Origin of the sequence: Azospirillum brasilense, assembly GCF_007827815.1 — a bacterium.
GTDB classification, from domain to species: domain Bacteria; phylum Pseudomonadota; class Alphaproteobacteria; order Azospirillales; family Azospirillaceae; genus Azospirillum; species Azospirillum brasilense_C.
Window position 1 is genome coordinate 568886 of sequence record NZ_VITH01000001.1, and the last position, 25548, is coordinate 594433.

A 25548-nucleotide genomic window follows, 5' to 3' on the forward strand; every position below is an offset into this window, starting at 1 on the left:
GCACCCCGTTGGCCCCGCCATCGCCGGCCGGCGTACCGCGATGGAACTGCGGCGGATCATCCCGGCCGGGGGACCCCGGACGCGCCTCACGCGTTGCCTCCCCCGGAAGGCGGTCGTGTTTCCGCCAGCCGAATTGTGAGTACGGGGGATCGATGGGTATTCCGCAGTCCATCCAGTTGGGTGCTGCACCGCTGGAACCGGCGACGCTCGCCGGCACGGCGTCCGCCGCGGAACTGGTCGCGCGCTTGCCGGCCATGGAACCGCTGCACCGCAACCGGGTGAAACGGGCCTTCGACCTCGTCGGTGCGGTCGGGCTGATTCTGTTCTTCGGGCCGCTGATGCTGATCGTCGGGCTGCTCATCACCTTGGACGGCGGCCCCGCGGTGTTCGGCCATCGGCGCATCGGGACCGAGGGCCGGGACTTCACCTGCTTGAAATTCCGCTCGATGGTCGTCAACGCGCCGGAGGTTTTCGAGAAGCACATCGAGTCCGACCCGGAGGCCCGCGCCGAGTGGGAGGCCACGCGCAAGCTGCGCAACGATCCCCGCATCACCTGGATCGGCCGCTTCCTGCGCCGCACCAGCCTGGACGAGTTGCCGCAGCTCTTCAACGTCCTGACCGGCGACATGAGCCTGGTCGGCCCGCGCCCCATCGTGCAGGAGGAGGTGGCGCGCTATCACGTCTGTTTCCCCTTCTACACGCTCTGCCGCCCCGGCCTGACCGGGCTGTGGCAGGTCAGCGGCCGCAACGACGTGGACTATGGTCAGCGCGTCCAGCTCGACACCGCTTATCTGCTGGGTTGGAGCTTCTGGGGCGATTTCCGCATCCTGCTGCGGACGGTCGGCGTGATGCTCAGCGGAAAAGGTGCCTATTAAGGCGTAGAATCCCCGCGCCGGCCCTCTCCCCCGCCCGGAGAGTGGCGGCGCGACGGGTGGAGACATATATCCTATCCTGAGCGGGGCGATGGGTCCCGCGGCACCAGGGGGCAGGATTTGAGATTGCCCGGTCAACGTGCTAGGTTGCGAATGGAAGACCGGCGGGACCGGCCGGAAGGCCATGTTCCGCTGCACAGACGCACACATGCACCGGCCTTGGGCGTCCGGCAGGCGAAACCCCTGGTACAATAAGGCTTGCAGTCGCGTTGATGGCTTTGATTCCGCCGGCCGGGCCGGTCAGTCAAGAGGGGCGCAGGATGGCGAAACTGCTGGCGGCGCTGTTGCTGCTGATGGTGGCGATGGGACCCGCCTGCGCGGTGGTGCCCGCCTCCCGTGCCGACACCAGCATCGCGCTGGACCATTACCGGCAGGAGTTCGCGAAGGCCAAGGGCACCTCTTCCCTCCCGTCCCCGGCGGACCGCAACTACCTCCTCTTCTCCGACGTCCTGCGCCGCGTGCTGGCCGAGCATGTGAAGCCGGGCACGCCGCAGGCGCTGGTCGAAAAGGCCGTCGCCGGCCTCCAGAAGAAGAAGAAGGAGGAGCCGGGGGCCACCGACCGGGTCCTGACCGAGGCGGCGCTGGATGCGATGCTGACCTCCCTCGACCCCTATTCGGCCTTCCTCGATTCGGAGCATTTCCGCTACATGCGGGAGCAGACCCAGGGGGAGTTCGGCGGGCTTGGGATCGAGGTGACGATGGACGACGACAGCGGCCTGATCCGCGTCGTGTCCCCCATCGACGGCTCCCCCGCCGCCCGCGCCGGGCTGCGCACCGGCGACCTGATCGCCCGCATCGACGAGGCCCAGGTCAAGGGCATGAACCTGCGCGATGCGGTGGCCCGCATGCGCGGTCCGGTCGGCACCTCCGTCGCCCTGACCATGCGCCGCAACGGCGGGACCAACGGAAACGGCGGCCCCGACGCTCCGTTCCGCGTGTCGCTGACCCGCGCCATCGTGAAGATCCAGCCCGTCCGCTACCGGCTGGAGGGCGACGTCGCCTACATCCGCATCGCCGCCTTCAACCAGCAGACCTCCCACGCGCTGGACGAGGCGGTGGAGGAAATGCGCCGGCAGGCCCACGGCCGGCTGGCCGGCGCGGTGCTGGACCTGCGCAACAACCCCGGCGGCCTGCTCGATCAGGCGGTGAACGTCGCCGACCGCTTCCTGGAGGCGGTGGACATCGTGTCGGTGCGCGGCCGTGATCCGGACGAGAACCGCCGCTACACCGGCACGCCGGGCGACCTGCTGGCCGGGCTGCCCATCGTCCTGCTGATCAACAGCGGGTCGGCCTCGGCGTCGGAGATCGTCGCGGGCGCCCTGCAGGACCACAGCCGGGCGCTGCTGTTCGGCACGCGCAGCTACGGCAAGGGATCGGTGCAGACCATCTCGTCGCTGTCCGGCGACATCGGCATCCGCCTGACCACGGCGCGTTACTTCCGCCCGTCGGGCGGGCTGGTCGACTGCTTCGGCGTGTCGCCGAACCTGGAGATCAAGCCGGCCAACGACAACAGCGAGGAAACGCATCCGGACCCGGCGACCTGCGACCCGCACGCCACCCCGCCGCCACCGCCGCGCGCTTGGCGGATCGAGGACCTCTGCCCGGACGTCGCCGCCGCCCCGTCGAAGCCGGACGCCGACCGCCCGCTGGACTGCGCCGTCGCGGCCATCCGCACCCGCCTGATGGGCACGCTGATCGGGCGGCCGTAACAAACCGCCCTTTCCCCAGGATCAGGCAAAGCGGGATCAAACAAAAAAGCCCGCCGTTCCAATGGAACGGCGGGCTTTTTCTTTGTGCCCCGCGCACCGTTTCAGACCCTATGGGTGGATCGTGACGGTGATGGGAATGGTGCTGCTTCCGCGACCGGGTGTGTGGGGATGGGTCCGCCCCGCCCCCTCACAGCCGGCTGTTCGACGTCAGACCACTTCGACGCGCTGCGCTTCCGGACCCTTGACGCCCTGGCGGACGGTCACCCGCACCTGCTCGCCGTCGGCGAGCACGTCCAGGCCCGAACGCTCCAGAGCGCGGATGTGGACGAAGATGTCCTTGCCACCGGTCGACGGGGCGATGAAGCCGAAGCCCTTCGACACGTTGAACCACTTCACGGTGCCATCGACCGTCTCCTCGGCGCCGCCGGCGCCACCGCCGTAGCTGCTGCCGCCGCCGTAGCCGCCGCCATAGCTGTCGCTGCGCGGAGCGCGCGCCGCCGGGCGCGGGGACTCGCTGGCGGTCGAGGTGTCGACGTCGTGGATGGTGGCAACCTGCGGGCCCTTCGGGCCGCGGGACAGGTCACAGGTGATGGTGGCACCTTCGGGCAGGCTGTCGTGTCCGCAGAACTGCAGAACCGTGGAATGCAGGAAGGCATCCGGCGAGCCGTCTTCGGGCGTGACGAAGCCGAAGCCCTTGGTCGCGTTGAACCACTTGACGGTGGCGCGGATGTTGCGCTGGGTGATCTCGGGAGCGCGGAAGCTGTTGCGCTGCGGACGGTCGAACATACGTGGTCTCATCTGTCGTGATAGGCCATGCCCCAACCGGCGGAACATGGCCCCCCGAAGATGATCCGTTCCGCCGCGCTTTTCAATTGAGAACGCGCGTGGCGGAAAGAAAGATTCGGCCAAAACCCGGCCGAACGCCGCCCGGCGGTCACCGGGCGACCAAAAATATCGCAATTGCTGCGAGAATCGGCGGATTGCCGGTCAGGAACAGCCCCTCAAGACCGCATCTGGAGCGGGCCGTCAGGCCGCTCCGCAGCACTTCTTGTACTTCTTGCCGCTGCCGCAGGTGCAGGGATCGTTCCGGCCGACCTTGGGGCCGCTGCGCGGGCGGGCGCCCAGCGTGCCGTCCACATAGTACCAGCGGCCGTCCCGCTTGGCGAAGCGGCTGGTCTCGTGGTGCTTCTGCGGCTTGCCGTTCATGGTGAAGTGGGCGACGAACTCGACCACGCCCTCCTCGTCCTCCGCCCGGCCGGCCTCGGTGGCGCGGACTTCCAGGCCGGTCCACTGGCTGTTGGCGGCCCAGGTCTCGATCTCCTTGCGGTCGAAGTCCTCGCGGGTCTCCGGCAGCAGCGTCTCCTGGAGATAGTCGATCTTCCCGCAGGCGAAGGCCGAATAGCGCGACCGCATCAGCGCTTCGGCGGTGGGCGCCGGCGCGCTGCCGTCCAGATAGGGGCCGCAGCAGGCGTCCAGGGGCTTGCCGGAACGGCAGGGGCATTCGGTGGTGGCGGTGGTGGTCATGACTTCCGGCCTCTCGATTTGAGGGCGCCATGCATAGCGCAGCCGGCGCGCCCCGCCAAGCCTCACGGCCAACCCCTTGACCACGTGGATTGATCTCGCGACGGGGCGACGCGAATTGGCCGCCGCAAATTCGCCTGAACCGGAGCGGCATTCGCGCTAATCTCCATGGAACGCGGCCGGCCGGCCCGGAGCGATGGAACCGGTGATGACCAGACGCGGACCCGACCTTCCCACGCGGCGCATCGCCGCCGACACCGTGCTGATCCGCCAGGGCGAGGCCGGGGACTGCGCATGGCTGATCCAGTCGGGCGAGCTTGAGGTCCTGCTGGACGGCCCGGATGGCCCGCGCCGCCTGGGCACCGTCGGCGCCAATGCGATCGTCGGCGAGATGGCGCTGCTGGACGACGGGCTGCGCAGCGCCACGGTGCGCGCCCTCACCGCGGTCGAGGCGGTGGAACTGTCGCGCGACACCTTCCGCGCGCTGCGCGGGCGCTGCCCGCCGCTGGCCTCCTATCTGCTGGAGAGCCTCGTCGCCGCAATCCGCCGCAGCTATGGCCTGTGCCAGCCGGAACGGCAGGAAGGGGGGGCCGCGATCCGCTCCTCCGATTCCTTCGCCACGGTGGCGGACCGCCGCATGTTCCGCAACGGCCACAGTTTCTTCCGCCAGGGGGATGAGGGAACGGCGGCTTACCTGATCCAGTCCGGCTCGGTCGGTGTTCGTCGCGACGGGACCGACCTCGGCGTGCTGGGGCCGGGGCGCATCTTCGGCGAATTGGCCCTCCTCGCCCACCGGCCGCGCGCCGCCACGGTCGTTGCGCTGGAGGCCACGGTCTGCGAAATCATCCGCAAGGACCAGTTCGCCAAAGCCATCGAGACGATGCCGCCCATCCTGCGCTCGCTGACGCGCATCTACATCGAGCAGCTGTCCGGCGGACGGCTCCTGCCCCACCACGCCGAACCCGCAAGAACCGACTCCCCATGACGTCCAAGACCACCACCAAAGCCGTCCGCGTCAAAGTCCCCCGCCCGCAGCCCGATCTGTCCTTCGAAATCGCCTTGGGCCAGGGGCGGCTGGTCTGCGGCATCGACGAGGTCGGGCGCGGCCCGCTCGCCGGCCCGGTGGTCACCGCCGCCGTTGTGCTGCCGGCCGGCGGCCTGCCCGACGCGCTGGCCCGCGCCATCAACGACAGCAAGGCGCTGAGCCTGCGCGCCCGCGAGGCGCTGGAGCCGGAGATCCGCGCCCACGCCCTGGCCGTCGCGCTCGCCGAGGCGTCCGCGGCGGAGATCGACGCGCTCAACATCCACAGGGCCACGCTGCTGGCCATGAAGCGCGCCTACGAGGCGCTGCCCGGCGAGCCGCCCGCGGTCGCGCTGATCGACGGCAAGTTCAAGCCCGCCCTGTCCTGCCTGATGGAGGCCATCGTCAAGGGCGACGGGCGCAGCCAGTCGATCGCCGCCGCCTCCATCGTCGCCAAGGTGGCGCGCGACCGCGAGATGATGCGGCTGGCCGAGCTTCACCCGGAATACGGCTGGGACCGCAACGCCGGCTACCCGACGCCGGAGCATCTGGAGGCGCTGCGCCGCCACGGCGTGACGCCCCACCACCGAGTCACTTTTGCACCAGTCCGCGCCCAAATCGAACGGGCCGGCTGACCGCCGCGATTCCGGCGCAAGAAATCAGTTGACGGCGACTCGGCGGCGAATCATTGTCCCAACGACTGATTCGCTGTTTTGGTTTCGTCAATGCTCCCCCTGAACAAAATTCTCGTGGGCGATTGCATCGCCCTCATGAATGAAATGCCGGCTGAATCGGTGGACCTTGTCTTTGCCGATCCGCCTTATAACCTCCAGCTGGGGGGCGAACTCTTGCGCCCGAACCACTCGCGTGTTGACGGAGTGGAAGAAGACTGGGACAAGTTCGAAGATTTCGAGACCTACGACCGCTTCACGCGGGACTGGCTCGCCGCGGCCCGCCGCATCCTGAAGCCCGAGGGTTCGTTGTGGGTGATCGGCAGCTACCACAACATCTTCCGTGTCGGCGCCACGCTGCAGAATCTGGGCTTCTGGATTCTGAACGACATCGTGTGGCGCAAGACCAACCCGATGCCGAACTTCCGCGGCACGCGCTTCGCCAACGCGCATGAGACCATGATCTGGGCCTCGCGCGAGAAGGACGCCCGCTACCGCTTCAACTACGACGCCATGAAGGCGCTGAACGACGACCTGCAGATGCGCAGCGACTGGCTGCTGCCGATCTGCAACGGCGCGGAGCGCCTGCGCGACGAGGACGGCCGCAAGGCCCACCCGACGCAGAAGCCGGAATCGCTTCTGTACCGCGTCATCCTGTCTTCCTCCCGCCCCGGCGACACGGTGCTGGACCCCTTCTTCGGCACCGGCACCACGGGTGCGGTGGCGAAGCGGCTCGGTCGCAACTGGATCGGGCTGGAGCGCGACGCGACCTACGCCAAGGCGGCCACCGCCCGCATCGAGGCGGTGGAGGAGGCGCCCGACGCCGCCGTCCTCGACACGCCGCCGAAGCGGTCGGCCCCGCGCATCCCCTTCGGTTGGGTGGTGGAGCGCGGCCTGCTGCGCCCGGGCACGTCGCTGTTCGACCTGCGCCGCCGGGTGGTCGCCCGCGTGCGCGCCGACGGCACGCTGATCGGGGCCGGCCCGCGCGGCGAGCATCGCGGCTCCATCCATCAGGTGGGCGCCGCCATGGCCGGGCTGCCGGCCTGCAACGGCTGGACCTTCTGGCACTATGAGGACGGTGGCGACCTGCGTCCCATCGACGTGCTGCGCGAGCGCATCCGGTCCGAAGGGTCCGCCTGACGCCTCCCGCCGGATGCGGCACGGGGCGGCCGTGGACGCCGCCCCGATCCCGCCAATCCGGCATTGAAGCCCTTCACCGATCGCCGCCCGCATGCCTTGGCAGGACGGGGACGGCGTGATAGGCGTGTGCGCCATGAACAAGCTCTTCGCCACCGTCACCGCTCCGGCGCCCCGCTCGGCCCCGGCGGCGCTTTCCACCCGTTGCTTCGTGCGCGATCTGGTCATGGATGCGCTGATCGGCGTCTATGCCCACGAACGGATCAAGCCGCAGCGCATCCGCCTGAGCCTCGACCTGGACGTCGCCGCCCCCGGCGTCACCGGCGAGGACATGGCGGCGGTGGTGAAAGGGCTGGTCAGCCAGGGTCACGTCACCCTGATCGAGACGCTGGCCGAACGGATCGCCGAACGCTGCCTGTCCGACGAGCGGATCGCCAGCGTCAAGGTGCGGGTGGAAAAGCTGGACGTGTTCCCGGACGCCGCCAGCGTCGGCGTCGAGATCGAGCGCGCCCGGGCCTGACCGGTCAGGCGGGCACCGTCTCCGCCACCGCGACGCGGCCGGCGGCGATGGCCGACGGCGCCATGGGTGACGCGGTCAGCGGCAGATGGATGGTGAAGCGGCAACCGGCCCCCGGCTGCGACGCCACGGCGATGCGCCCGCCAAGAATTTCCGTGACGATGTTGTGGACGATGTGCAGGCCGAGCCCGCTGCCGCCTTCGGCGCGGCGCGTGGTGAAGAAGGGCTCGAAGATGCGCCCGATGTGGTCGGGCGGAACGCCGCGGCCGTCGTCGGCGATGTCCAGCACGACGCCCGCGGCACCGGCGGAGAACGGACCGTCGGCGCGCACCGCGATGGCGATGGTGCCCGGCACGCCGGGCCGGAAGGCGTGCAGCAGCGCGTTGATCACCAGATTGGACACCACCTGCGACAAGGCTCCGGGATAGCTGTCCATCATCAGCCCGTCCGGACACTCCAGCGTGACCCGATGCCCGCCGCCTTTCATCTGCGGGGCGAGGCTGCCCAGCACGCCCTCCAGATAGCCGCGCAGTTCGAAGGGCCGCCGCGCCTCCGACGTCTGGTCGACGGCCACCTGCTTGAAACTCTGCACCAGCGTGCAGGCCCGCTCCAGGTTGCCGAGAATCAGGGAAGCGCCTTCATCGACCCGGTCCACGAACTCTTCCAGTTCCCGGCGGCGCAACGGTCCGCCGGCCGCGTCAGCCTTGAACTGCCGCGCCTGCTCGGACAGATGGCTGGCGGCGGTCACGCCGATTCCCACGGGCGTGCTGATCTCGTGGGCCACGCCGGCGACCAGCGCCCCCAGCGACGCCAGCTTCTCCGCCTGGACAAGACTCCTCTGGGCCTGACGGAGGTCGCGGCGTGTGCGGTCCGCCTCCTCCATCGCGGCCAGCAGTGCCTTTTCGGCGTATTTGCGCGCGGAGATGTCACGAAGAGCCAGGAACAGCGCCTCGACTCCGTCGTGATCCATCGCCATCGCCGACAGCGCTCCCCAAAAGGGGCGCCCCTCCGCGGTTCTCAGGCGCGCCTCGGCGTCCGGGCGCCGCCCGGTGCGCAACAGAGCGTCGGCAATCCCCTCCCAATCGGCCGCGGCCTCCAGGAAATCCGGCAGCGTGCGTTCCAGCAGAGCGGAGACGCTGGTCTCCAGAAGCTCCGCGGCGGGGCCGTTCGCGAACAGGATGCGGCCGTCGCCGCTCCGCGCGATGACGATGGGGAAAGGCGAGGATCGCAGAATGGCGTTCAGCCGCCCCTCGCTCGCCTGCAAAGCCGCATTCTGATGGCGCAACGCGGCCATCATTCCGGCAAACCGCCCCACCGCGGTGCCGAGGCCCTCGACCTCCTGCAGCGCCGCGGGCGGCAGGGCCACCGCCTGCGGCTGTTCCGGCAAGGCGCACAGCGCGTCGCCGACCCGCAGCACCGGACCCACCACATGGCGGCGCAGCAGCGCCATCACGATCGCCACCAGCAGGACGCCCGCGGCGAGCCCGGCCATCCCGACCCACAAGCCACGCCGGCCGTCCGCGACGATGCGGTCCGTCATCAGCAGACCCGGCGTGGCGGCATCGCCGGACAGGCCGTCGGCCAGCGTTCTCAGGTGGCGATAGGCGGGATCGCCGTCCTGGGGGACCTGGGCCAGCACGGACAGACGCCCGCGCTGCAGGTCGACCACCGCGCGCGCCGCCGTAAAGCGATCCAGAAGGATGGCGAGGCGGTTGGGCTGGACCGCCGGTCCGGTCCTCATGCTGGACAGGCTGTCCAGCAGGGCCTGCTGGTTGCGCAGCAGCCCGACGATCTCGCCGTCGACCAGCGCGAGCCGCTCCGGCGTTTCGCTGGCCGTGGCCTGCCCGTAAAGCTGGCGCAAATGGAACAGGTTGCTGAGAAAGGCATAGTCCTGGACCGCCTTGTCGGGCTCGGCCAGCAGCGCGGTGGCGCCGGACAGCGCATCGTCCACCCCGGCCAGATGCTCACGGATGCTGGCGGACAGCGCGTCGAGCAGATCGGCATGGTGGTTGTCGCGCCGCAAGGCGTTCAGCGCGCTTTCGAATCCCTGCAGAACGCCGGCATCCGGCCGTTGGGCGAACCGGGTGACCAGCGCCTCCGCCTCGTCCAGGGCGGCGACGCGGCGGGCCCGGTCGCGGCTGTTGAGGACGACCTCGGCCAGCCGCTCCAGGTCTGCGGCGGCCAGGGCGCCCCGGTGCCGGGCGTCGAGGAGCGGCAGGGTGGTGGTCCGCGCCTCCTCGGCGATCCCGATGATGCCGAGAAAGGTCGATCCGACCGCCGCGGTCAGCGCCCCCAGCGCCAGGACCGCAACGATGGCCAGCGCCATCGCCACAGTCTGCAGGCTCGGCTTCCACGCGCGGCGGCCGGCCGCCGAGGGAAGGACGGGTGTCGATGGAAGATCGGAAGGGGACACCACAGTCTGGGCAACGGCCTTCCCGGCGACCGCGGCACCGGCCGCCGCCACGATGTCCGCAACCGCGATGTCGCCCGGCCCCGCCGACTTCCGATCGTCCATCCCACCGTTCCGCAACACGAATCAGGATGCAGGGAACGCCCGAAAACATCCGGAGCGGACACAATCCCCATCCCTCTGCACGCAAGGGTAAGGTAGCCCCTCCCGGCCTCATTTCACCAGACGATTTTCCAAAATTCGGGGCCGCCGGGCGACGGCGCTCAAAAGTTAGCTGCGGTGATAACTGAACCCGGCGCAGGAAGAATGGCGATCTCCTGAATGAGCTTCTGGCGGAGCGCTTCGACGAAACTGCCGCGGTCCATCGCCGTCTTCACGAAGCAATTCATCCCGCCGACGATATTCTCCTGATAATACTCTTCCAGCCAGGGGAATTCGTCGAGAATGGCCAGGGCGTTGATGGTGATTCCCTGCCGCTCGACCCGGTCGCGGACGCCCGCGGGGTCCGGGCCGCTGTTGGAGAAGCCGTTCGACACGATGTCGATGACCTTGCGTCCAGCGTCGAAGCCGTTGCCGGCGAACAGCTTCGCCGATTCCTCGATGGCGCTGCCCAGCGCCGTGGAATCGCCCTGGAAACCACGCGGCGCCTTGTCGATCCGGTCCGCGAAGGCGGCCACCTCCTCCGCGTTGGTCAGGGCCGTCCAGGGCACCAGGACACGCAGGTTGTGCGGGCCTGAGAAGACCACCAGGGTCGCCGCGGCGCCACCCGCGACGACCGCGTCGCGGACGTCCGGATCGCGGAAGGCCGCGGCGTGACCTTGCAGTTGAAATTCCAGGTCCCCGTCGGTGATGGAAGCCGACCCGTCGACGGCCAGGACCAGTTCCAGGGCGACGCGGCGCCCGGCGGGAACCGGGGCTGGCCCTTTCTTCGCCTTGGGTTCCGCCCGCTGGGACGGCTCCGCCCGCAAGGACCCGGCAAGCCACGCGCCGGCCAGGAAGGCCGGCAGCGCCAAAATCGTCCGCCGCCTCATCTCGCTCCGTCCACCGTCCGTTTTCGCGTGCCGTTTACGCGTGCGCCCCGTCTATGCGTGAGCCAGGGCGTGACGCACCACCTTCATCATGACGGACGGGAGGGCCTGCCCGCCCAGCCGGTCCACCGGAACCCACAGCCCCTCGGCCATCCGCCAGCCGTCGCCGGCCTTGGCCGCGACGACCTCAAGTTCGAGGTGAAAATGGCTGAAAGTATGGCGGACCACGCCCGGCAGCCGGCGCCAGGACACGTCCAGCGGGGCCGCCGCCGCGATTTCCGCCTCGGTCGGCGCGTGGCCGGCCCAGGGGGTGGAGGGCACCTCGGTCATGCCGCCCAGCAGTCCCTCCTCCGCCCGGCGGCGCAGCAGAACGGCCCCCTCCGGGTTCAGCAGCCAGAAGGCGACGCCGCGCCGGGTCGGCTTGTCCGCCTTGGCGGCCTTGCGGGGAAGCTGCTCCTGGATGCCGGCGGCGCGGGCGGCGCACCAGTCCGACCAGGGGCAAAGCATGCATTTCGGCTTGCGCGGCGTGCACACCGTGGCGCCGAGGTCCATCATCGCCTGGGCGTAGTCGCCGGGCCGTTCGTCCGGCGTCAGCAGGGCGGCCAGCGCGCGCAGCTTGGGCTTCACGCCGGGAAGCGGTTCCTCGACGGCGAACACGCGGGAGACCACCCGCTCCACGTTGCCGTCCACCACCGTCGCCTTGTGGCCGAAGGCGATGGCGGTGATCGCCGCCGCGGTGTAGGCGCCGATGCCCGGCAGGTCCAGCAGAGCCACCTCCTTGTCGGGGAAGCGCCCGTCCCGCTCCGCCGCCACAACCTGCGCGCATTTGTACAGGTTGCGCGCCCGCGCGTAGTAACCGAGCCCGGCCCAGGCCACCAGAACGTCGTCCAGCGGCGCCGCCGCGAGGTCGCGCACCGTCGGCCAGCGCTCCGTGAAGGCGCGGAAGTAGGGTGCCGCGGCGGGCACCGTGGTCTGCTGCAGCATGATCTCCGACAGCCAGACCCGGTAGGGGTCGGCGACCTCCCCCGGCTTGGCGCGCCAGGGCAGGTCGCGGCGGTTGTGATCGTACCAGGAGAGCAGCCGTGGGGCGGCGTCGCCGGGGGCGCTCTTTGGGGCGGTGTGGGGAGGCGTCGTCATGGCGGCAAGACATAGGGCGAACCCAGACACCGATAAAGGGCCGCCGATAAAGGCCTGCCGAGAAAGGGGCACCCGCGGGGGCGCTGGCGAAGTCCGGCCCGCTTGCGCTAGGGTGCGCGGACGATCACCAGGAAGCCCAGACCAGGAAGCCTTGACATGAACGGACCGCGGCGTATCGGCCAGACCGTCCCCGAGGTGGCCGGAAAGGCGCTGGGCAAGCGCGGGCTGGCCTTCGGCTCGCTCATCAACGACTGGCCGTCCATCGTCGGCCACCAGCTGAGCCTGCGCACCGCCCCCGACAAGCTGAGCTTTCCCCGCGGCAAGCGGGAGGACGCCGTCCTGCACATCCGCGCCATGGGCGCCATCGCGCTGGAGCTTCAACATCTGGAACCGCAGATCGTGGAGCGGATCAACAGCTTCTTCGGCTACCGCGCGGTGGCGAAGATCAAGCTGATCCACGCCGCCCCGCTGACCATACAGAAGCCGGTGGTGCGCCCGCGCGACCTGACCATGGACGAGGAGCTGTCGGTGATGACCACCACCGCGACGGTGGAGGACGAGGAATTGCGGGCCACGCTGGAGCGCTTCGGACGCTCGCTGCTGGCCCGCCCGCGTCCGGCGCCCCGGCGCCGCTGAACACTATCCGATGCCCCTGGGGCGGGAGCCGGCTCGGGCTGGGCCATACTCTTGCCGCAAAAGGGGAGTTTCGATTATACCATCAACATCTGGTAGGGATGAGGCCAAAGTGAACCGCAACCTTTTGGGCATCGTTGCTCTGATCGCGGTCGGCATGACGCTGATCATCGGGCTCGCCGTTGCCGGCTCCCGGCCGTCGAACGGGCAGACTCTGCCGGTGCAGCCGCCCGTGCAGATGGCGCAGGCGCCCTCGACCGCCGACCTGCTGGCCGACCGGGTGCTCGGCAACCCCAACGCGCCGGTGACGATCCTCGACTATTCGTCGATGACCTGCCCGCACTGCGCCGCCTTCCACACCGAGACGCTGCCGAAGATCAAGGAAGCCTACATCGACACCGGCAAGGCGAAGCTGATCTTCCGCGACTTCCCGTTCGATCAGGCGGCGCTGCGCGCCTCCATGCTGGCCCGCTGCGCCCCGGCGGAGCGCTACTACCCGCTGCTCGACGTGCTGTTCAAGAGCCAGGGCCAGTGGAGCCGCGCCGCCGACCCGGTCAAGGCGCTGGCCCAGTACGGCAAGCTCGCCGGGATGAGCGAGCAGGTCATCAACGCCTGCATGGCCAACCAGGCGCTGGCCGACGGCATCCTGCAGAGCCGGCTGGTCGGCCAGGACAAGTACAAGGTGGAGGCCACCCCGACCTTCGTCCTCAACGAGGGCGCGGCCACCATCAGCGGCGCGCAGTCCTTCGAGACCTTCGCCGCCGCCATCGACAAGCTGGTGAAGTAAGGACCGGGCAGAAGGCTTCGATCCCGTGCACTTCACGCGCCTCCGCCTGTCCGGCTTCAAGTCGTTCGTCGACGCCACCGATCTGGTGATCGAGCCGGGCATGACCGGCATCGTCGGCCCCAACGGCTGCGGCAAGTCAAATCTGGTGGAGGCGCTGCGCTGGGTGATGGGGGAAACCTCCGCCAAGCGCATGCGCGGCGACGACATGGACGACGTCATCTTCGGCGGCACGGCCAATCGTCCGGCGCGCAATCTGGGCGAGGTCGCCCTCCTCATCGACAACCGCACGCGCACCGCCCCCGCCGGCTTCAACGAGCACGACGAACTGGAGGTGACGCGCCGGATCGAGCGCGGCAACGGCTCCGACTACCGCATCAACGGCAAGCTGGTGCGCGCCCGCGACGTCCAGCTCCTCTTCGCCGACAACGCCTCGGGCGCCGCCTCCCCGGCGCTGGTCAGCCAGGGCAAGGTCGGCCAGATCATCAACGCCAAGCCGCAGGACCGCCGCATGCTGCTGGAGGAGGCGGCGGGCATCACCGGCCTGCACTCCCGCCGGCACGAGGCGGAGTTGCGGCTGAAGGCGGCCGAAGCCAACCTCATGCGCCTCGACGACGTGATCGGGGCCATGGACACCCAGCTTCAGAGCCTGAAGAAGCAGGCGCGGCAGGCCGCCCGCTACCGCAACCTCTCCGAACAGATCCGCAAGGCGGAGGCGGTGCTCTGGCACCTCCGCTGGATCGCCCATGAAGGCGAGTTGGCCCGCGCCCGCGGCGCCTTCGCCAAGGCCGAGGGCGCGGTGCGGGAGTTGATGCTGGCGGTCACCCAGCTGACCACCCGCCGCACCGACGACGCCGCCGGGCTGCCGGAAAAGCGTCAGGCGGAAGCGGCCGCGGCTGCCGGCCTGCAACGGCTGGTCATCGCCAAGGAACAGCTCGACGCCGAGGAAAAGCGGGTCGCCGAACAGCAGCGCGGCCTGCTCTCCCGCCTGCAGCAGATCGCCGGCGACCTCGGCCGCGAGGAGGCTCTGGCCGCCGATGCCGGCGACGCCCTGGCCCGGCTGGAGGCCGAGCGCGACCGGCTTCTCGAAGCCCAGGCCGACGAGGAGATGCTGGAGGAGGCCGCGCGCGAGGCGCTGGCCGACGCGCGGGAGGCGGTGGACGCGCTCGACCGCGATCTGACCCGCCTGACCGAGCAGACCGCCGCCGACGAGGCCCGCCGCGCCGCCACCCAGCGGCAGGTCGCTGATTTTGAAACACGGGCCTCCGGGCTCGCCAAGCGCCTCGCCGAACAGCAGGCGCAGCGCGACGCGCTGGAGCGCGAGACCGCCGCCCGCGCCGACGTGGCCGAGTCCGAACTGGCCGTCGAGCTGGCCGAACAGCGGCTGGAGGACGCCCGCGAGGCCGCCGAACGGGCCGAGCGCGCCAAGACCGACGCCGAACCCGCCCAGGCCCGCGCCCGCGAGGCCCTGCAAACCGCCGAATCCGCCCGCGCCAAGCTGAAGGCGGAGGAGAAGGCGCTGGCCGAGCTGCTCTCCGCCGGGGCGGGCGACCTGTTCCCGCCGCTGGTCGATGCGGTGACCGTCGCTCCGGGCTACGAGGGCGCCCTGGCGGCAGCGCTGGGCGACGCGCTGACCGCTCCGCTGGACGAGGCCGCCCCGGTCCATTGGCGTAACCTGCCGCCCTACCCGGCCGCCGCCGCCCTGCCCGCCGGGGCTGAGCCGCTGGCCGACCGCGTGCAGGGACCGGACGCCGCCGCCCGCGCCCTGTCGCACATCGGCGTTGTCGCCGACGACGCGGCGGGCGCGGCCCTGGCCGCCGGCCTCGCCCCCGGCCAGACCCTGGTCAGCCGCGACGGCGGGGCATGGCGCTGGGACGGGTTGACCGTTCAAGCGGGCGCGCCAACCGCCGCCGCCGTCCGCCTGAAGCAGCGCAACCGCCTGAACGAGCTGCGCGGCGAACTGGACCTCGCCGACGAGCGGCTGGAGGTCGCCCGCGACGCCCTGGACGAGGCCAAGCGCGCCGTCGAGGAGGCCGCGCAGGCCGACCGCCGCGCCCGCGACGCGGTGCGCGACGCCTTCGCCGGGGTGACCACCGCCCGCGACCGCCACGCCAAGCTGGCCCGCGAGGCCGACGCCGCCGCGTCGAAGCTGGCGGCTGTGGTCGATGGCATCGCGCGGCTGGAGACCGACCGGCAGGAGGCCGAAGCCGCTCTGGAGGAGGCGCGGGAGCTGCTGGACGCCCTGCCCGACCCGCGCGAGGGACGAGACGCCGTCAACGACCGCCGCGCCACGCTCGCCGAGCATCGCGCCGTCCTCGCCGAGAAGCAGAACGCGCTCGACCGCCTGACCCGCGAGGCGCAGTCCCGCCGCCAGCGCTTGTCCGCCATCCAGCAGGACGTCGCCTCCTGGGGCACCCGCTCCGCCGGGGCGGGCGGGCGCGTGGCCGAGTTGAAGGAGCGCGCCGCCGCCGCCGAAACCGACCTCGCCCAGTTGCAAAGCCGCCCGGCGGCGATCGAGGCCGACCGTCAGTCCCTGCTCGGCCGGATCAGCGAGGCAGAACGCGCTCGCAAGCGCGCCGCCGACGCCCTGGCCGAGGCGGAAAACCGGTTGGCCGAGACCGAAAAGCTGCTGAAACAGGCCGAGTCCGGCTTGGCCGACGCCCGCGAGGCCCGCGCCCACGCCGAGGCCGCCGTCTCCGCCGCCCTGCAGAACGGCCAGACCCTGACGGAGCGCATCGCCGAGCGGTTGAACTGCCGCCCCGAGCAGACCCGCGCCGCCGCCGATCTTCCCCCCGACGAGGCAATGCCCGACGTGGCCGTCGTGGAGTCGCGCCTCGACAAGCTGACCCGCGAGCGGGAGAACATGGGGCCGGTCAATCTGCGCGCCGAGATCGAGGCGGCGGAGCTGGAAACCCAGATCGGCACGCTGCAGACCGAGCGCGAAGATCTGGTCAGCGCCATCGCCCGCCTCCGTCAGGGCATCGCCAGCCTGAACCGCGAGGCGCGGGAGCGTCTGGTCGCCTCCTTCGACACCGTGAACCGCAATTTCCAGGAGCTGTTCATCCGCCTGTTCGGCGGCGGCAAGGCGCATCTGGAGCTGGTCAACGCCGAGGACCCGCTGCAGGCCGGGCTGGAGATCTACGCCAGCCCGCCGGGCAAGAAGCTGCAGGTGCTGTCGCTGCTGTCCGGCGGCGAGCAGGCCCTGACCGCGCTGTCGCTTCTGTTCGCCGTCTTCCGCTCCAACCCCGCGCCGATCTGCGTGCTGGACGAGGTCGACGCACCGCTGGACGAGGCCAATGTCGGCCGCTTTTGCGATCTGGTCGAGGACATCGCCCGGGAGGGCAACACCCGCTTCCTCATCATCACCCACCACCGCCTGACCATGGCCCGGGTGGACCGGCTGTTCGGCGTGACCATGGTCGAACGCGGCGTCTCGCAACTGGTCAGCGTGGACCTGCAGAAGGCCGAGGAGCTGCGCGGGGCGGCCTGACGGGCGCCGTTGCGCCAGCCATGCCGCTTTCGCGGCTTCATTCGGCTTTTCCCAACGCCTAAGATGCGTGTCGGACCATCGGGCCGGCACAGCTACCGGCAAGGGAGAGTGGACGTGGAACGGGTGGATTTCCTGATCGTCGGCGGCGGCATGGCCGGCGCCTCGGCGGCCTATGAGCTGGCGGCGCATGGCAGCGTCATCGTGCTGGAGCGCGAGAGCCAACCCGGCTACCACTCCACCGGCCGCTCCGCGGCGCTCTACACACAGACCTACGGGCACCCGGTGGTCCGCGCGCTGACGGTGGCGAGCTGGGATTTCTACACCAACCCGCCGCAGGGCTTTTCGGAACATCCTCTGCTGACTCCGCGCGGCGTCCTGCTGATCGGACGCGCCGACCAGACCGCGGCGCTCGACCGCGACTTCGCCGAGGGCCGCCGGCTGACCCCGACCGTCGAGCGCCTCGACCGCGCCCAGACGCTGGCCCGCGCGCCCTTCCTGAACGCCGATTCCGTGGCGGGCGCGGTGTGGGAGCCGGCGGCGATGGACATGGACGTCCATGCCATTCACGGCGGTTATCTGCGCGGGCTGAAGGCGCGTGGCGGCCGGCTGGTGACCGACGCCGGGGTGGCCGCGCTGGAGCGGCGCGACGGGCTGTGGATCGCCACCACCCCGGCGGGCGTGTTCGCCGCCCCGGTGCTGGTCAACGCGGCGGGCGCCTGGGCCGACGTCCTGGCGGGAATGGCCGGCGCGCGCCCCGTCGGGCTGGTGCCGAAGCGGCGCACCGCCATCACCTTCGATCCGGTGTTCGCCGATCCGGCCGACGCGGCGGGACTCGCCGGCTGGCCGATGACCATCGATGTGGACGAACAGTTCTACATGAAGCCGGAATCCGGCCGGCTGCTGCTCTCCCCCGCCGACGAGACGCCGGTGGAGCCCTGCGACGTGCAACCGGAGGAGATGGACATCGCCGTCGCCATCGACCGCATGGAACAGGCGGTGCGCTTCTCTGTTCGACGGATCACGCACAAATGGGCAGGCCTGCGCAGTTTCGTCGCCGACAAGGTGATGGTGGTGGGCTACGACGAGTCCGCGGACGGCTTCTTCTGGCTGGCCGGCCAGGGCGGCTACGGCATCCAGACGGCGCCGGCCATGGGCCGCACCGCCGCCGCGCTGGCCACCGGACGCGGCCTGCCGCCGGAGGTCGCGGCGCTCGGCGTGCGTGTGGATGATCTGGCGCCGGCCCGGCTGCGGCGCCCCTGACGGGAGACACGGCGATGCGCGGAACGACGACGAGGACCGGTTTCGGTGCGCTTCTTCTGGTTGGCGGCCTTCTGGGCGGCTGCGCCAATCCGGCCGCCGACCAGGCGATGGTGGCGCAGAACGCGCTGATCGGCATGCCGAAGCAGACGCTGCTGTCCTGTGCCGGCGTTCCCGAACGGCAGGCCACCGCCGGGGACCTGGAATTTTTCACCTACCGCAGCAACCGGCTGTATTCCTACCCGTCCTGGGGCGGTTACGGCGGCTACTGGGGCTATCCCTACGGCGGATGGGGCGGCTACGGCTACGACGTGAGCAGCGTCGACTGCGAGGCGACCTTCACGCTGCGCCACGGCGCGGTGGAGCGCATCGTCTATGGCGGGTCGTCCAGCGGCGGAAGCCGACTCGGCCAGTGCTACGTGATCGTACAGAACTGCCTGGGGCAAGTCCCTTCCCAGTCTCCACAACCGTCCATGGCCCCAGCGCGGTAAGAGTTCCAGTCCATGCGACAACTCGTCGCTGTTGCAGAGCCGCCTCACTATGACGTTTTGGTTGAGGCGGCATAGCAACCCTAGAAAAACTCTGGTAATACATCTCCAGGCATTAAGCCAAAAAAACGACATCAGCTAATTCTGCCCTGGAGCGAATCCCATGACTTTCCTGAAGCGCGCCGCCGCCGCCCTGCTGGCGACCACGGCTCTTGCCGCCGTTTCCTCCCCGTCGCTGGCCCAGGATTTCAAGGGCAAGTCCGCCGGTGACATCCTGGTGCGCGCGCGCGCCCTGGCCGTGATCCCGCAGGAGTCGGGCGACCTGATCCACCAGGGCGCCACCAACATCGGCGAGCCGCGGATCAACAACGACTACATCCCGGAACTCGACTTCTCCTACTTCTTCACGGACAACATCGCCGTCGAGCTGATCGCCGGCACCAGCCGCCACACCGTCAAGGGCTCGATCCTGCCGGGCCTCGGCGGTTCCGTGGACGTGGGCAAGGTGTCGCTGCTGCCGCCGACCCTGACGGCGCAGTACCACTTCTTCCCGAAGGAGCGCGTCAGCCCGTATGTCGGCGCCGGCGTGAACTACACCCTGTTCTACCGCGAGGACGCCGCCAACAAGGCGAACGGCATCGGCCTGCGCATCGTCGACACCGACTATGAGAACCGCTTCGGCTGGGCCCTGCAGGCCGGTGTGGACGTCGCCCTGACCGGCAACTGGTCGCTGAACCTCGACGTGAAGAAGATCTTCCTGAAGACCGACGTCACGGCGCAGACCAACCTGGGCACCACCGTCCGTTCGGACGTCAAGATCGACCCGTGGCTGGTCGGCCTGGGCATCGGCTACCGCTTCTGATCGGCGCCTCCGGGGCCTCCCATGGGGGCCCCGCGAGGACAGGGCATCAGGCCGGTTACTCCGAAAGGAGTATCCGGCCTGTTCCTTTTTGCGACTTCCTCAAGCGACGTCGGTGGGTGAGCATTCCCTTTCGTGAATCCGCGCGGGAGGAAGCACAACCATGCACATTGCCGCCGTCTTGAAGAGGAAGGGCACGGAGATCATCACCGCCAATCCGGACGACCGGATCGACGCGGTCGCCCGCAAGCTCGCCCACCACAAAATCGGCGCCGTCCTGGTGATGCGGGAGGATGGCCGCCCCGCCGGAATCCTGTCGGAACGCGACATCGTGCGCGCCGTGGCCGCGGATGGCGCCGCCGCCCTGGCGCGCCCCGTCGGCGATCTGATGACCCGGGACCTCGTCACCGGAAGCCCGGCCGACACGGTGTCCCAGATCATGGGCGTCATGACGCAGCGCCGCATCCGCCATCTGCCGATCCTGGAGGACGGCGAACTCGTCGGGCTGGTCAGCATCGGCGACATCGTGAAGGCGCGGCTGGACGACGCGGAACTGGAGGTCGAATCCCTGCGCGGCTACGTCGCCGGGATGGGCTGAGCCGCCCCGCCGCCCCACGAACGAAAACGCCCGCGGATGTTTCCGCGGGCGTTCTCAAAGGTCGGACAGCCCTTCGAGCGGTCCGGTCAGGCGGTCTGGTCGGTCAGGCGGAGTGCGACTGCGGGAAAGCCATGGCGGCCTGGGTGCGGTTGCGCACGCCCAGCGACTTGAAGATCGCCGTCATGTGAATTTTCACCGTGCCTTCGGACAGGCCCAGTTCGTGGGCGATCTGCTTGTTGGATTTGCCTTCGCGCAGGCGGTCCAGAACCTCGCGCTGACGCTGGGTCAGCAGATGATCGAGCTGCGGGTCGCTGGGCGGGATGGCGCCGACGCGCACCTCGGTTTCCCCAGACTCGCGCAGCACGGTCGGCGGCACATAGACGCCGCCGGAGAAGATGAGGTCCAGCGCGCTCAGCATGATCTTCACGCTGGACGATTTCGGGATGTAGCCTGCGGCGCCATGCTCCAGTGCGTCACGCACGTCGTGATGCGCTTCGGACGCCGAGACGACGACGACCTTGGAGTCGGGCTGCTTTCCCCGCAGGTCTTGGATGCCGGAGAAGCCGGGCCAACCGGGCATGCGCAGATCGGTCAGGACGAGGTCGTAAGTCTCGCCCTTGCCAGCCTTTTCCAGAAGCTCATCAAAGTTGCTGGCTTCCTCAAAGCTGGCGCCCTCCTTCAGCTGCTCCAGCAGCCTGCGCAATCCCTCCCGGAAAAGCACATGGTCGTCTCCGATCAGGATTTTCATCTGGTGGTGCCCCCGTACTCAGTGCTTTCAATGGTCCGAACGTACAGCCCTGACACAAGGCCAGTGTTCCGACCCTCAGTTTCGGAAAAAATGCAGGTCATTTTCAAGCATCATATGACCCAATTCCAAAAGGTATAGAAAGTCCTTATGCAGGGTAATGTCACATCAGATGTACCACGATTCGGTGGGGTTGGACAACCCGAATTTAACCTTTGTCTCATTGAAGGCTCTGAGCAATGGCATTGCCGCGCTACAGCAATATCCATTTCGCTCATCAGCCGCCCATGACGAAAGTGAGCACGAATGTATCAAGCCGTAAGCCTGTTCATGATAAAGGACCGTCCTTTTCGTACTTTCTATCTTTCGCATCTCTGGAAGCGAAAAAGCCGGAACCGATGCAGCTTACACCGATCCCGGCCCAAAGACATAGACCCCGTAAGGCTGATCCTCAGAAGGCGGCCTCCTCCATCTCCATCAGGGTTTTGGACCCGGCCATGATGGTGATGAACAGGGCGTTGGTCTGCGGCAGCAGTTTCGCCGTGTAGAAACGGGCCGTCCTGATCTTGGCTTCGAGGAAGGCCGCGTTGCCCTCCCCCGCCGCCAGTTTGGCCCGGGCGGCCTTGACCATCCGCAGCCACATCCAGCCGAGCGCCACCAGACCGAACAGCCGCAGATAGTCGGTCGCCGCGGCCCCGGCCTCCTCCGGGTCCTTCAGCCCCTTTTGCGCGATGATGGCGGTCGCCTGCTGCAGCTTGGCGAAGGCTTTGGCGAGGGGCAGGACGAACTCGGCCAACTCCTCGTTCTCCATGTCGGCCTCGATCTCGGCGCCGACGGGGTGGAAGAAGCGGCGCAGCAGCCGGCCCATGTCCTGCGGCAGCTTGCGTCCCACAAGGTCCAGCGCCTGGATGCCGTTGGTGCCCTCGTAGATCTGGCAGATCCGGGCGTCGCGGACATACTGCTCCACCCCGGTTTCCCAGATGAAGCCATGCCCGCCATGCACCTGCACCGCGATGTTGGCCGACTCGAAGCCGATGTCGGTGAACAGCGCCTTGACGATCGGCGTCATGAGCTGGACGAACTCGTCCGCCTCCTTGCGCGTCTTTTCGTCGGCGTGCTTCTCCGCCACATCCAACTTGTAGCCGACCAGCGCGCCGAGCGCGCGGGCGCCTTCGGTGTAGGCGCGGGCGGTCAGCAGGTTCCGCCGCACGTCGGGATGCACGATGATCGGGTCGGCGGGCTTGTCAGGGTGCGCCGTGCCCTTCAGCGAGCGGCCCTGGAGCCGTTCCCGGGCGTAGGCCACCGCGTTTTGATAGCTGACCTCGGCCACCCCCAGCCCTTGGATGCCGACGGCGAGGCGGGCCGCGTTCATCATCACGAACATCGCCCGCATGCCCTTGTGCGGCTCGCCGACCAGCCAGCCGGTGGCGTCCTCGAAGTTCATCACGCAGGTCGCCGACGCCTTGATGCCCATCTTGTGCTCAATGGAGCCGCAGGCGACACCGTTGCGCGGGCCGACCGTGCCGTCCCCGTTGGGCAGGAACTTCGGCACCAGGAACAGGCTGATGCCGCGCGTCCCGGCCGGTGCGTCGGGCAGGCGCGCCAGCACCAGATGCAGGATGTTCTCGGTCAGGTCATGCTCGCCGGCGGAGATGAAGATCTTCGTGCCGGTGATTCTGTGGCTGCCGTCCTCCTGGGGGACCGCCCTGGTGCGGATCAGCCCCAGGTCGGTGCCGCAATGCGGCTCGGTCAGGCACATGGTGCCCGCCCAGGTGCCGTCGACCAGCCGACCGAGGAAGCGCTGCTTCAGCTCCTCCGACCCATAGGTGGAGAGCGCGTTGTAGGCGCCCAGCGACAGGCCGGGATACATACCGAAGCTGAGGTTGGCGGAGCAGATGAACTCCTCCAGCATGGTGTTGACCAGCTTGGGCAGCCCCTGCCCACCATAGGCCGGGTCGCAGGACAGCCCTTGCCAGCCCGCCTCGATGTACGTGCCATACGCCTCTTTGAAACCCTTGGGCGTGCGCACCACGCCGTTCTCGAAGGTGCAGCCCTCGCCGTCGCCCGACTGGTTCAGCGGGAACAGCACCTCTTCGCACAGCTTGGCGCCCTCCTCCAGGACCTGGGCGATCAGGTCGGGGGTGGCGTCCTCGTAACCCGGCAGTTCGGCCAGCTTGCCCGCCCCGACGATCTCGTCGAGGACGAAGCGGACATCCTCCAGCGGAGCCTTGTAGATCGGCATTGCTCAGTCCTCCCCCATCAGTTCCGCAGCGGCTTGCCGGTGGTCAGCATATGCTCCACCCGGTCGATGGTGCCCTCGGTCCGCACCAGTTCCATGAAGGCCCGGCGTTCCAGCGCCAGCATCTGGTCCTCGGTCACCGGCTGGGTGACGTCGGCCTTCGGCCCGCCGGTCAGGATGCCGGCCAGCTTGCCGCAGACGACCATGTCGTGCGGCGTCGCCTTGCCCTGGAGCGCGAAGCCTTCGAGGAACAGCTCCAGCGCCGCCCGCCCGTTGGGGCCGGGGAGCGTGTAGGTGACCTTTTCCGGCGGGGTGTAGTCGACGGCCAGTTCCAGCGCCTTGGCCTTGGCGTCGGCCAGCAGGCGGTCGCGGTTCATGGTGATGCCGTCGCTCGCGCGCAGGTACAGCAGGTCCTTGGCTTCCGCCGCCGACTTGGCGACCTTGGCCAAGCTGATGGTCTCGAAGGCCCCGGCGATGGGCGGCATCGGCCCCTTCGGGGTCCGCGGGTTGGCGGCGTGGCGGGCCAGCATCTCGGTGCAGCCGCCCCAGCCGGGGATCAGCCCGACGCCGACCTCGACCAGCCCCATATAGGTCTCGGCGTGGGCCTGGACGTGGTCGGAATGCAGCAGGATCTCACAGCCGCCGCCCAGCGCCATGCCGCTGGGCGCCGACACCACCGGGAAGGGTGCGTGTTTCAGGGCGCGGTAGGCGCGCTGCCCGCCCTCCACCAGCTCCTCGATCTGCGGCCACAGCCCGACGTTCAGCGCGAACAGCGCGAGGCCGAGGTTGGCGCCGACCGAGAAGTTGTCGGCCTCGTTGTGGATGACCAGCGCCTTCCAATCGCCTTTTCCGTCGCCGATCAGCGTCATCGCCTTGCCGTAGGCGGCCATGACGTCGCCGTCCAGCGCGTTCATCTTGCTGGTGAACTCGACGCACAACACGCCGTCGCCGATGTCCCACAGGCTGGCCGAGCCGTTCTTCCACACCGGCTTCGACGCCCGCTTGATGTCCGACAGCAGCAGAACGCCGTCGGGACGCACCACCGTGTCGTAGAGGCCGGCGGTGCTCAGGTGCTGGAGCTTGCCGTCCTCCACCCGGTAGAAGGGCCGCCCGGCGGCCTGCTCGACCAGCGGCGGGACGGGGATGCCCTCGCTGCGGCAGAGGTCGGCGAACCATTCGGTGCCCAGCCGGTCGATCAGCTCGAACGGACCCTGCTTCCAGTTGTAGCCGAGCCGCATGCCCTCATCGACCGCGACGATGCTGTCGGCGATCTCCGGCACCAGCGACGCAGCATAAGACAATGTGTGGGCCAGCACCCGGCGGGCGTACTGCCCGGTCCTGTCGGGGAAGTCGGCCAGCGCCCGCAGGTCGCGCCCGGCGGCCGACACGCTCTCCAGCCTCGGCTTGTCGGAGCGGCGGTAGGCGCCGGTGGACAGGTCGATGGCCTCCTTGACCTTGGCGCCGCCGTCGCGGTTCAGGCGGTAGAAGCCGCCCTTGCCCTTGCGGCCCGTGTAGCCCTCCGCGATCATTTTGGTGATGACCGGATGCTCGCGGAAGGCGGCGCGGTAGGGGTCGTTCTCCGGCAGGGTCGCCAGCAGGCTCGCGGATATGTGCGGCATCAGGTCGAGGCCGACGAGATCGACCAGACCGAACACGCCGGTCTTCGGGATGCCCATGGGGCGGCCGACGATGGCGTCGGCCTCCTCAACCGTCAGGCCGAGATCGACGGCGGCGTTGATCGCCGTCTGAATCCAGTAGACGCCGATGCGGTTGGCGATGAAGCCCGGCGTGTCCTTGCAGCGCACCACGCCCTTGCCCAGCGCGCGGTCGCCGACGTCGGCGACGGCGGCCAGCGCGTCGGGCCGGGTGGCCTCGCCGCCGACGATCTCCAGCAGCCGCATGTAGCGCGGCGGGTTGAAGAAGTGGGTGATCAGGAAATCGCGCTTGAAGGCGTCCGACTGCCCTTCGACCAGCACGCCCAGCGGGATGGTCGAGGTGTTGGAGGACACCACGGAGCCTGCCTTTCGCACCGGGTCGATGCGGCGGTAGAGGTCGGCCTTGACCGCCGGATTCTCGACGATGGCCTCGACGATCCAGTCGACGTCGGCCAGCAGGGCGAGGTCGTCCTCCAGATTGCCCGGAGTCACCAGCTTGGCGTTCTTCGGATGCATGAAGGGCGCGGGGTCGGTCTTCAGGAGCCTCTGGACGGCCCCCTTGGCGATGGCGCTGCGGTCGTCACCCTCCTTGGCGGGGATGTCGAGCAGGACGACGGGGATGCCGGCGTTGGCGAAATGGGCGGCGATGCCGCTGCCCATCACGCCGGAGCCGATCACGGCGGCGCGTTTGATCTGCATGGTTGGTGCCTCCCTGTC

At 69.2% G+C, this 25548-nt stretch carries 21 protein-coding genes; 13 read left to right on the forward strand and 8 right to left on the reverse strand.

Annotated features, from left to right (window positions below; genetic code table 11):
- The first annotated feature begins 152 nt into the window (after positions 1 to 152).
- The gene (locus tag FBZ83_RS02660) at positions 153 to 875 is read left to right on the forward strand and encodes a sugar transferase (protein ID WP_145680950.1); all 723 of its coding nucleotides are present in this window, start codon (positions 153 to 155) and stop codon (positions 873 to 875) included.
- Positions 876 to 1192: 317 nt separating this feature from the next.
- Positions 1193 to 2641 carry a S41 family peptidase gene (locus FBZ83_RS02665; protein WP_145672587.1) on the forward strand — a complete coding sequence of 483 codons (1449 nt, stop codon included), beginning with the start codon at positions 1193 to 1195 and terminating at the stop codon, positions 2639 to 2641.
- Between the two features lie 207 nt (positions 2642 to 2848).
- Here the strand turns inward: FBZ83_RS02665 and FBZ83_RS02670 are convergent, their stop codons facing one another.
- Entirely contained in the window at positions 2849 to 3427 is a 579-nt protein-coding gene (locus FBZ83_RS02670; RefSeq protein ID WP_014198362.1) for a cold-shock protein, read from the reverse strand.
- Between the two features lie 240 nt (positions 3428 to 3667).
- On the reverse strand, positions 3668 to 4165 hold the full coding sequence (locus FBZ83_RS02675) for a YchJ family protein (RefSeq protein WP_145680951.1): 498 nt from the start codon (positions 4163 to 4165) through the stop codon (positions 3668 to 3670).
- 205 nt (positions 4166 to 4370) lie between these two features.
- Between FBZ83_RS02675 and FBZ83_RS02680 the strand changes: the two genes are divergently transcribed.
- The 4 genes from FBZ83_RS02680 (at position 4371) to FBZ83_RS02695 (ending at position 7511) form a co-directional block, all read left to right on the forward strand.
- The gene (locus FBZ83_RS02680) at positions 4371 to 5147 is read left to right on the forward strand and encodes a cyclic nucleotide-binding domain-containing protein (protein ID WP_247888104.1); all 777 of its coding nucleotides are present in this window, start codon (positions 4371 to 4373) and stop codon (positions 5145 to 5147) included.
- Positions 5144 to 5818 carry a ribonuclease HII gene (locus FBZ83_RS02685; protein WP_145680953.1) on the forward strand — a complete coding sequence of 225 codons (675 nt, stop codon included), beginning with the start codon at positions 5144 to 5146 and terminating at the stop codon, positions 5816 to 5818. Before FBZ83_RS02680 ends, FBZ83_RS02685 begins: the two co-directional genes overlap by 4 nt.
- Positions 5819 to 5908: 90 nt before the next feature.
- Positions 5909 to 6994, forward strand: coding sequence for a site-specific DNA-methyltransferase (locus FBZ83_RS02690; RefSeq protein WP_145680954.1), 1086 nt, complete (start codon positions 5909 to 5911; stop codon positions 6992 to 6994).
- Between the two features lie 133 nt (positions 6995 to 7127).
- A complete protein-coding gene (locus FBZ83_RS02695; protein ID WP_246653798.1) occupies positions 7128 to 7511 on the forward strand; it encodes a dihydroneopterin aldolase in 384 nt (127 codons plus the stop codon).
- Positions 7512 to 7515: 4 nt separating this feature from the next.
- On the opposite strand, the gene FBZ83_RS02700 is transcribed toward FBZ83_RS02695, so the two are convergent.
- The 3 genes from FBZ83_RS02700 to mutY all read right to left on the reverse strand — a co-directional run bounded on the left by FBZ83_RS02700 (position 7516) and on the right by mutY (position 12083).
- A complete protein-coding gene (locus tag FBZ83_RS02700) occupies positions 7516 to 10023 on the reverse strand; it encodes a PAS domain-containing sensor histidine kinase (RefSeq protein WP_145680956.1) in 2508 nt (835 codons plus the stop codon).
- A gap of 158 nt (positions 10024 to 10181) precedes the next feature.
- Positions 10182 to 10949 carry a DUF1194 domain-containing protein gene (locus FBZ83_RS02705; protein WP_145680958.1) on the reverse strand — a complete coding sequence of 256 codons (768 nt, stop codon included), beginning with the start codon at positions 10947 to 10949 and terminating at the stop codon, positions 10182 to 10184.
- 51 nt (positions 10950 to 11000) lie between these two features.
- The gene (gene mutY, locus FBZ83_RS02710) at positions 11001 to 12083 is read right to left on the reverse strand and encodes an A/G-specific adenine glycosylase (protein ID WP_145680959.1); all 1083 of its coding nucleotides are present in this window, start codon (positions 12081 to 12083) and stop codon (positions 11001 to 11003) included.
- A 156-nt stretch (positions 12084 to 12239) separates the two neighbouring features.
- On the opposite strand from mutY, the gene FBZ83_RS02715 reads away from it, so the two are divergent.
- From FBZ83_RS02715 to FBZ83_RS02745, 7 genes are all read left to right on the forward strand, one after another.
- The gene (locus FBZ83_RS02715; protein WP_137141900.1) at positions 12240 to 12719 is read left to right on the forward strand and encodes a DUF721 domain-containing protein; all 480 of its coding nucleotides are present in this window, start codon (positions 12240 to 12242) and stop codon (positions 12717 to 12719) included.
- A gap of 109 nt (positions 12720 to 12828) precedes the next feature.
- On the forward strand, positions 12829 to 13503 hold the full coding sequence (locus FBZ83_RS02720) for a DsbA family protein (protein WP_247888105.1): 675 nt from the start codon (positions 12829 to 12831) through the stop codon (positions 13501 to 13503).
- A 25-nt stretch (positions 13504 to 13528) separates the two neighbouring features.
- Positions 13529 to 16990: a chromosome segregation SMC family protein gene (locus FBZ83_RS02725; protein ID WP_145680960.1), complete on the forward strand. Its 3462-nt coding sequence runs from the start codon at positions 13529 to 13531 to the stop codon at positions 16988 to 16990.
- A 114-nt stretch (positions 16991 to 17104) separates the two neighbouring features.
- A complete protein-coding gene (locus FBZ83_RS02730; protein WP_145680961.1) occupies positions 17105 to 18250 on the forward strand; it encodes an NAD(P)/FAD-dependent oxidoreductase in 1146 nt (381 codons plus the stop codon).
- Between the two features lie 14 nt (positions 18251 to 18264).
- Positions 18265 to 18738, forward strand: coding sequence for a hypothetical protein (locus FBZ83_RS02735; RefSeq protein ID WP_145680962.1), 474 nt, complete (start codon positions 18265 to 18267; stop codon positions 18736 to 18738).
- 160 nt (positions 18739 to 18898) lie between these two features.
- Positions 18899 to 19597, forward strand: coding sequence for an OmpW/AlkL family protein (locus tag FBZ83_RS02740; RefSeq protein ID WP_145680963.1), 699 nt, complete (start codon positions 18899 to 18901; stop codon positions 19595 to 19597).
- Positions 19598 to 19757: 160 nt separating this feature from the next.
- Complete coding sequence (locus FBZ83_RS02745; RefSeq protein ID WP_145680964.1) at positions 19758 to 20192, forward strand: CBS domain-containing protein; 435 nt, start codon at positions 19758 to 19760, stop codon at positions 20190 to 20192.
- 103 nt (positions 20193 to 20295) lie between these two features.
- Here the strand turns inward: FBZ83_RS02745 and FBZ83_RS02750 are convergent, their stop codons facing one another.
- The 3 genes from FBZ83_RS02750 to FBZ83_RS02760 form a co-directional block, all read right to left on the reverse strand.
- On the reverse strand, positions 20296 to 20940 hold the full coding sequence (locus tag FBZ83_RS02750; RefSeq protein WP_035678594.1) for a response regulator: 645 nt from the start codon (positions 20938 to 20940) through the stop codon (positions 20296 to 20298).
- 448 nt (positions 20941 to 21388) lie between these two features.
- Complete coding sequence (locus tag FBZ83_RS02755) at positions 21389 to 23179, reverse strand: acyl-CoA dehydrogenase C-terminal domain-containing protein (protein WP_145680965.1); 1791 nt, start codon at positions 23177 to 23179, stop codon at positions 21389 to 21391.
- A gap of 17 nt (positions 23180 to 23196) precedes the next feature.
- A complete protein-coding gene (locus tag FBZ83_RS02760) occupies positions 23197 to 25530 on the reverse strand; it encodes a 3-hydroxyacyl-CoA dehydrogenase/enoyl-CoA hydratase family protein (RefSeq protein WP_145680966.1) in 2334 nt (777 codons plus the stop codon).
- Positions 25531 to 25548: the final 18 nt, after the last annotated feature.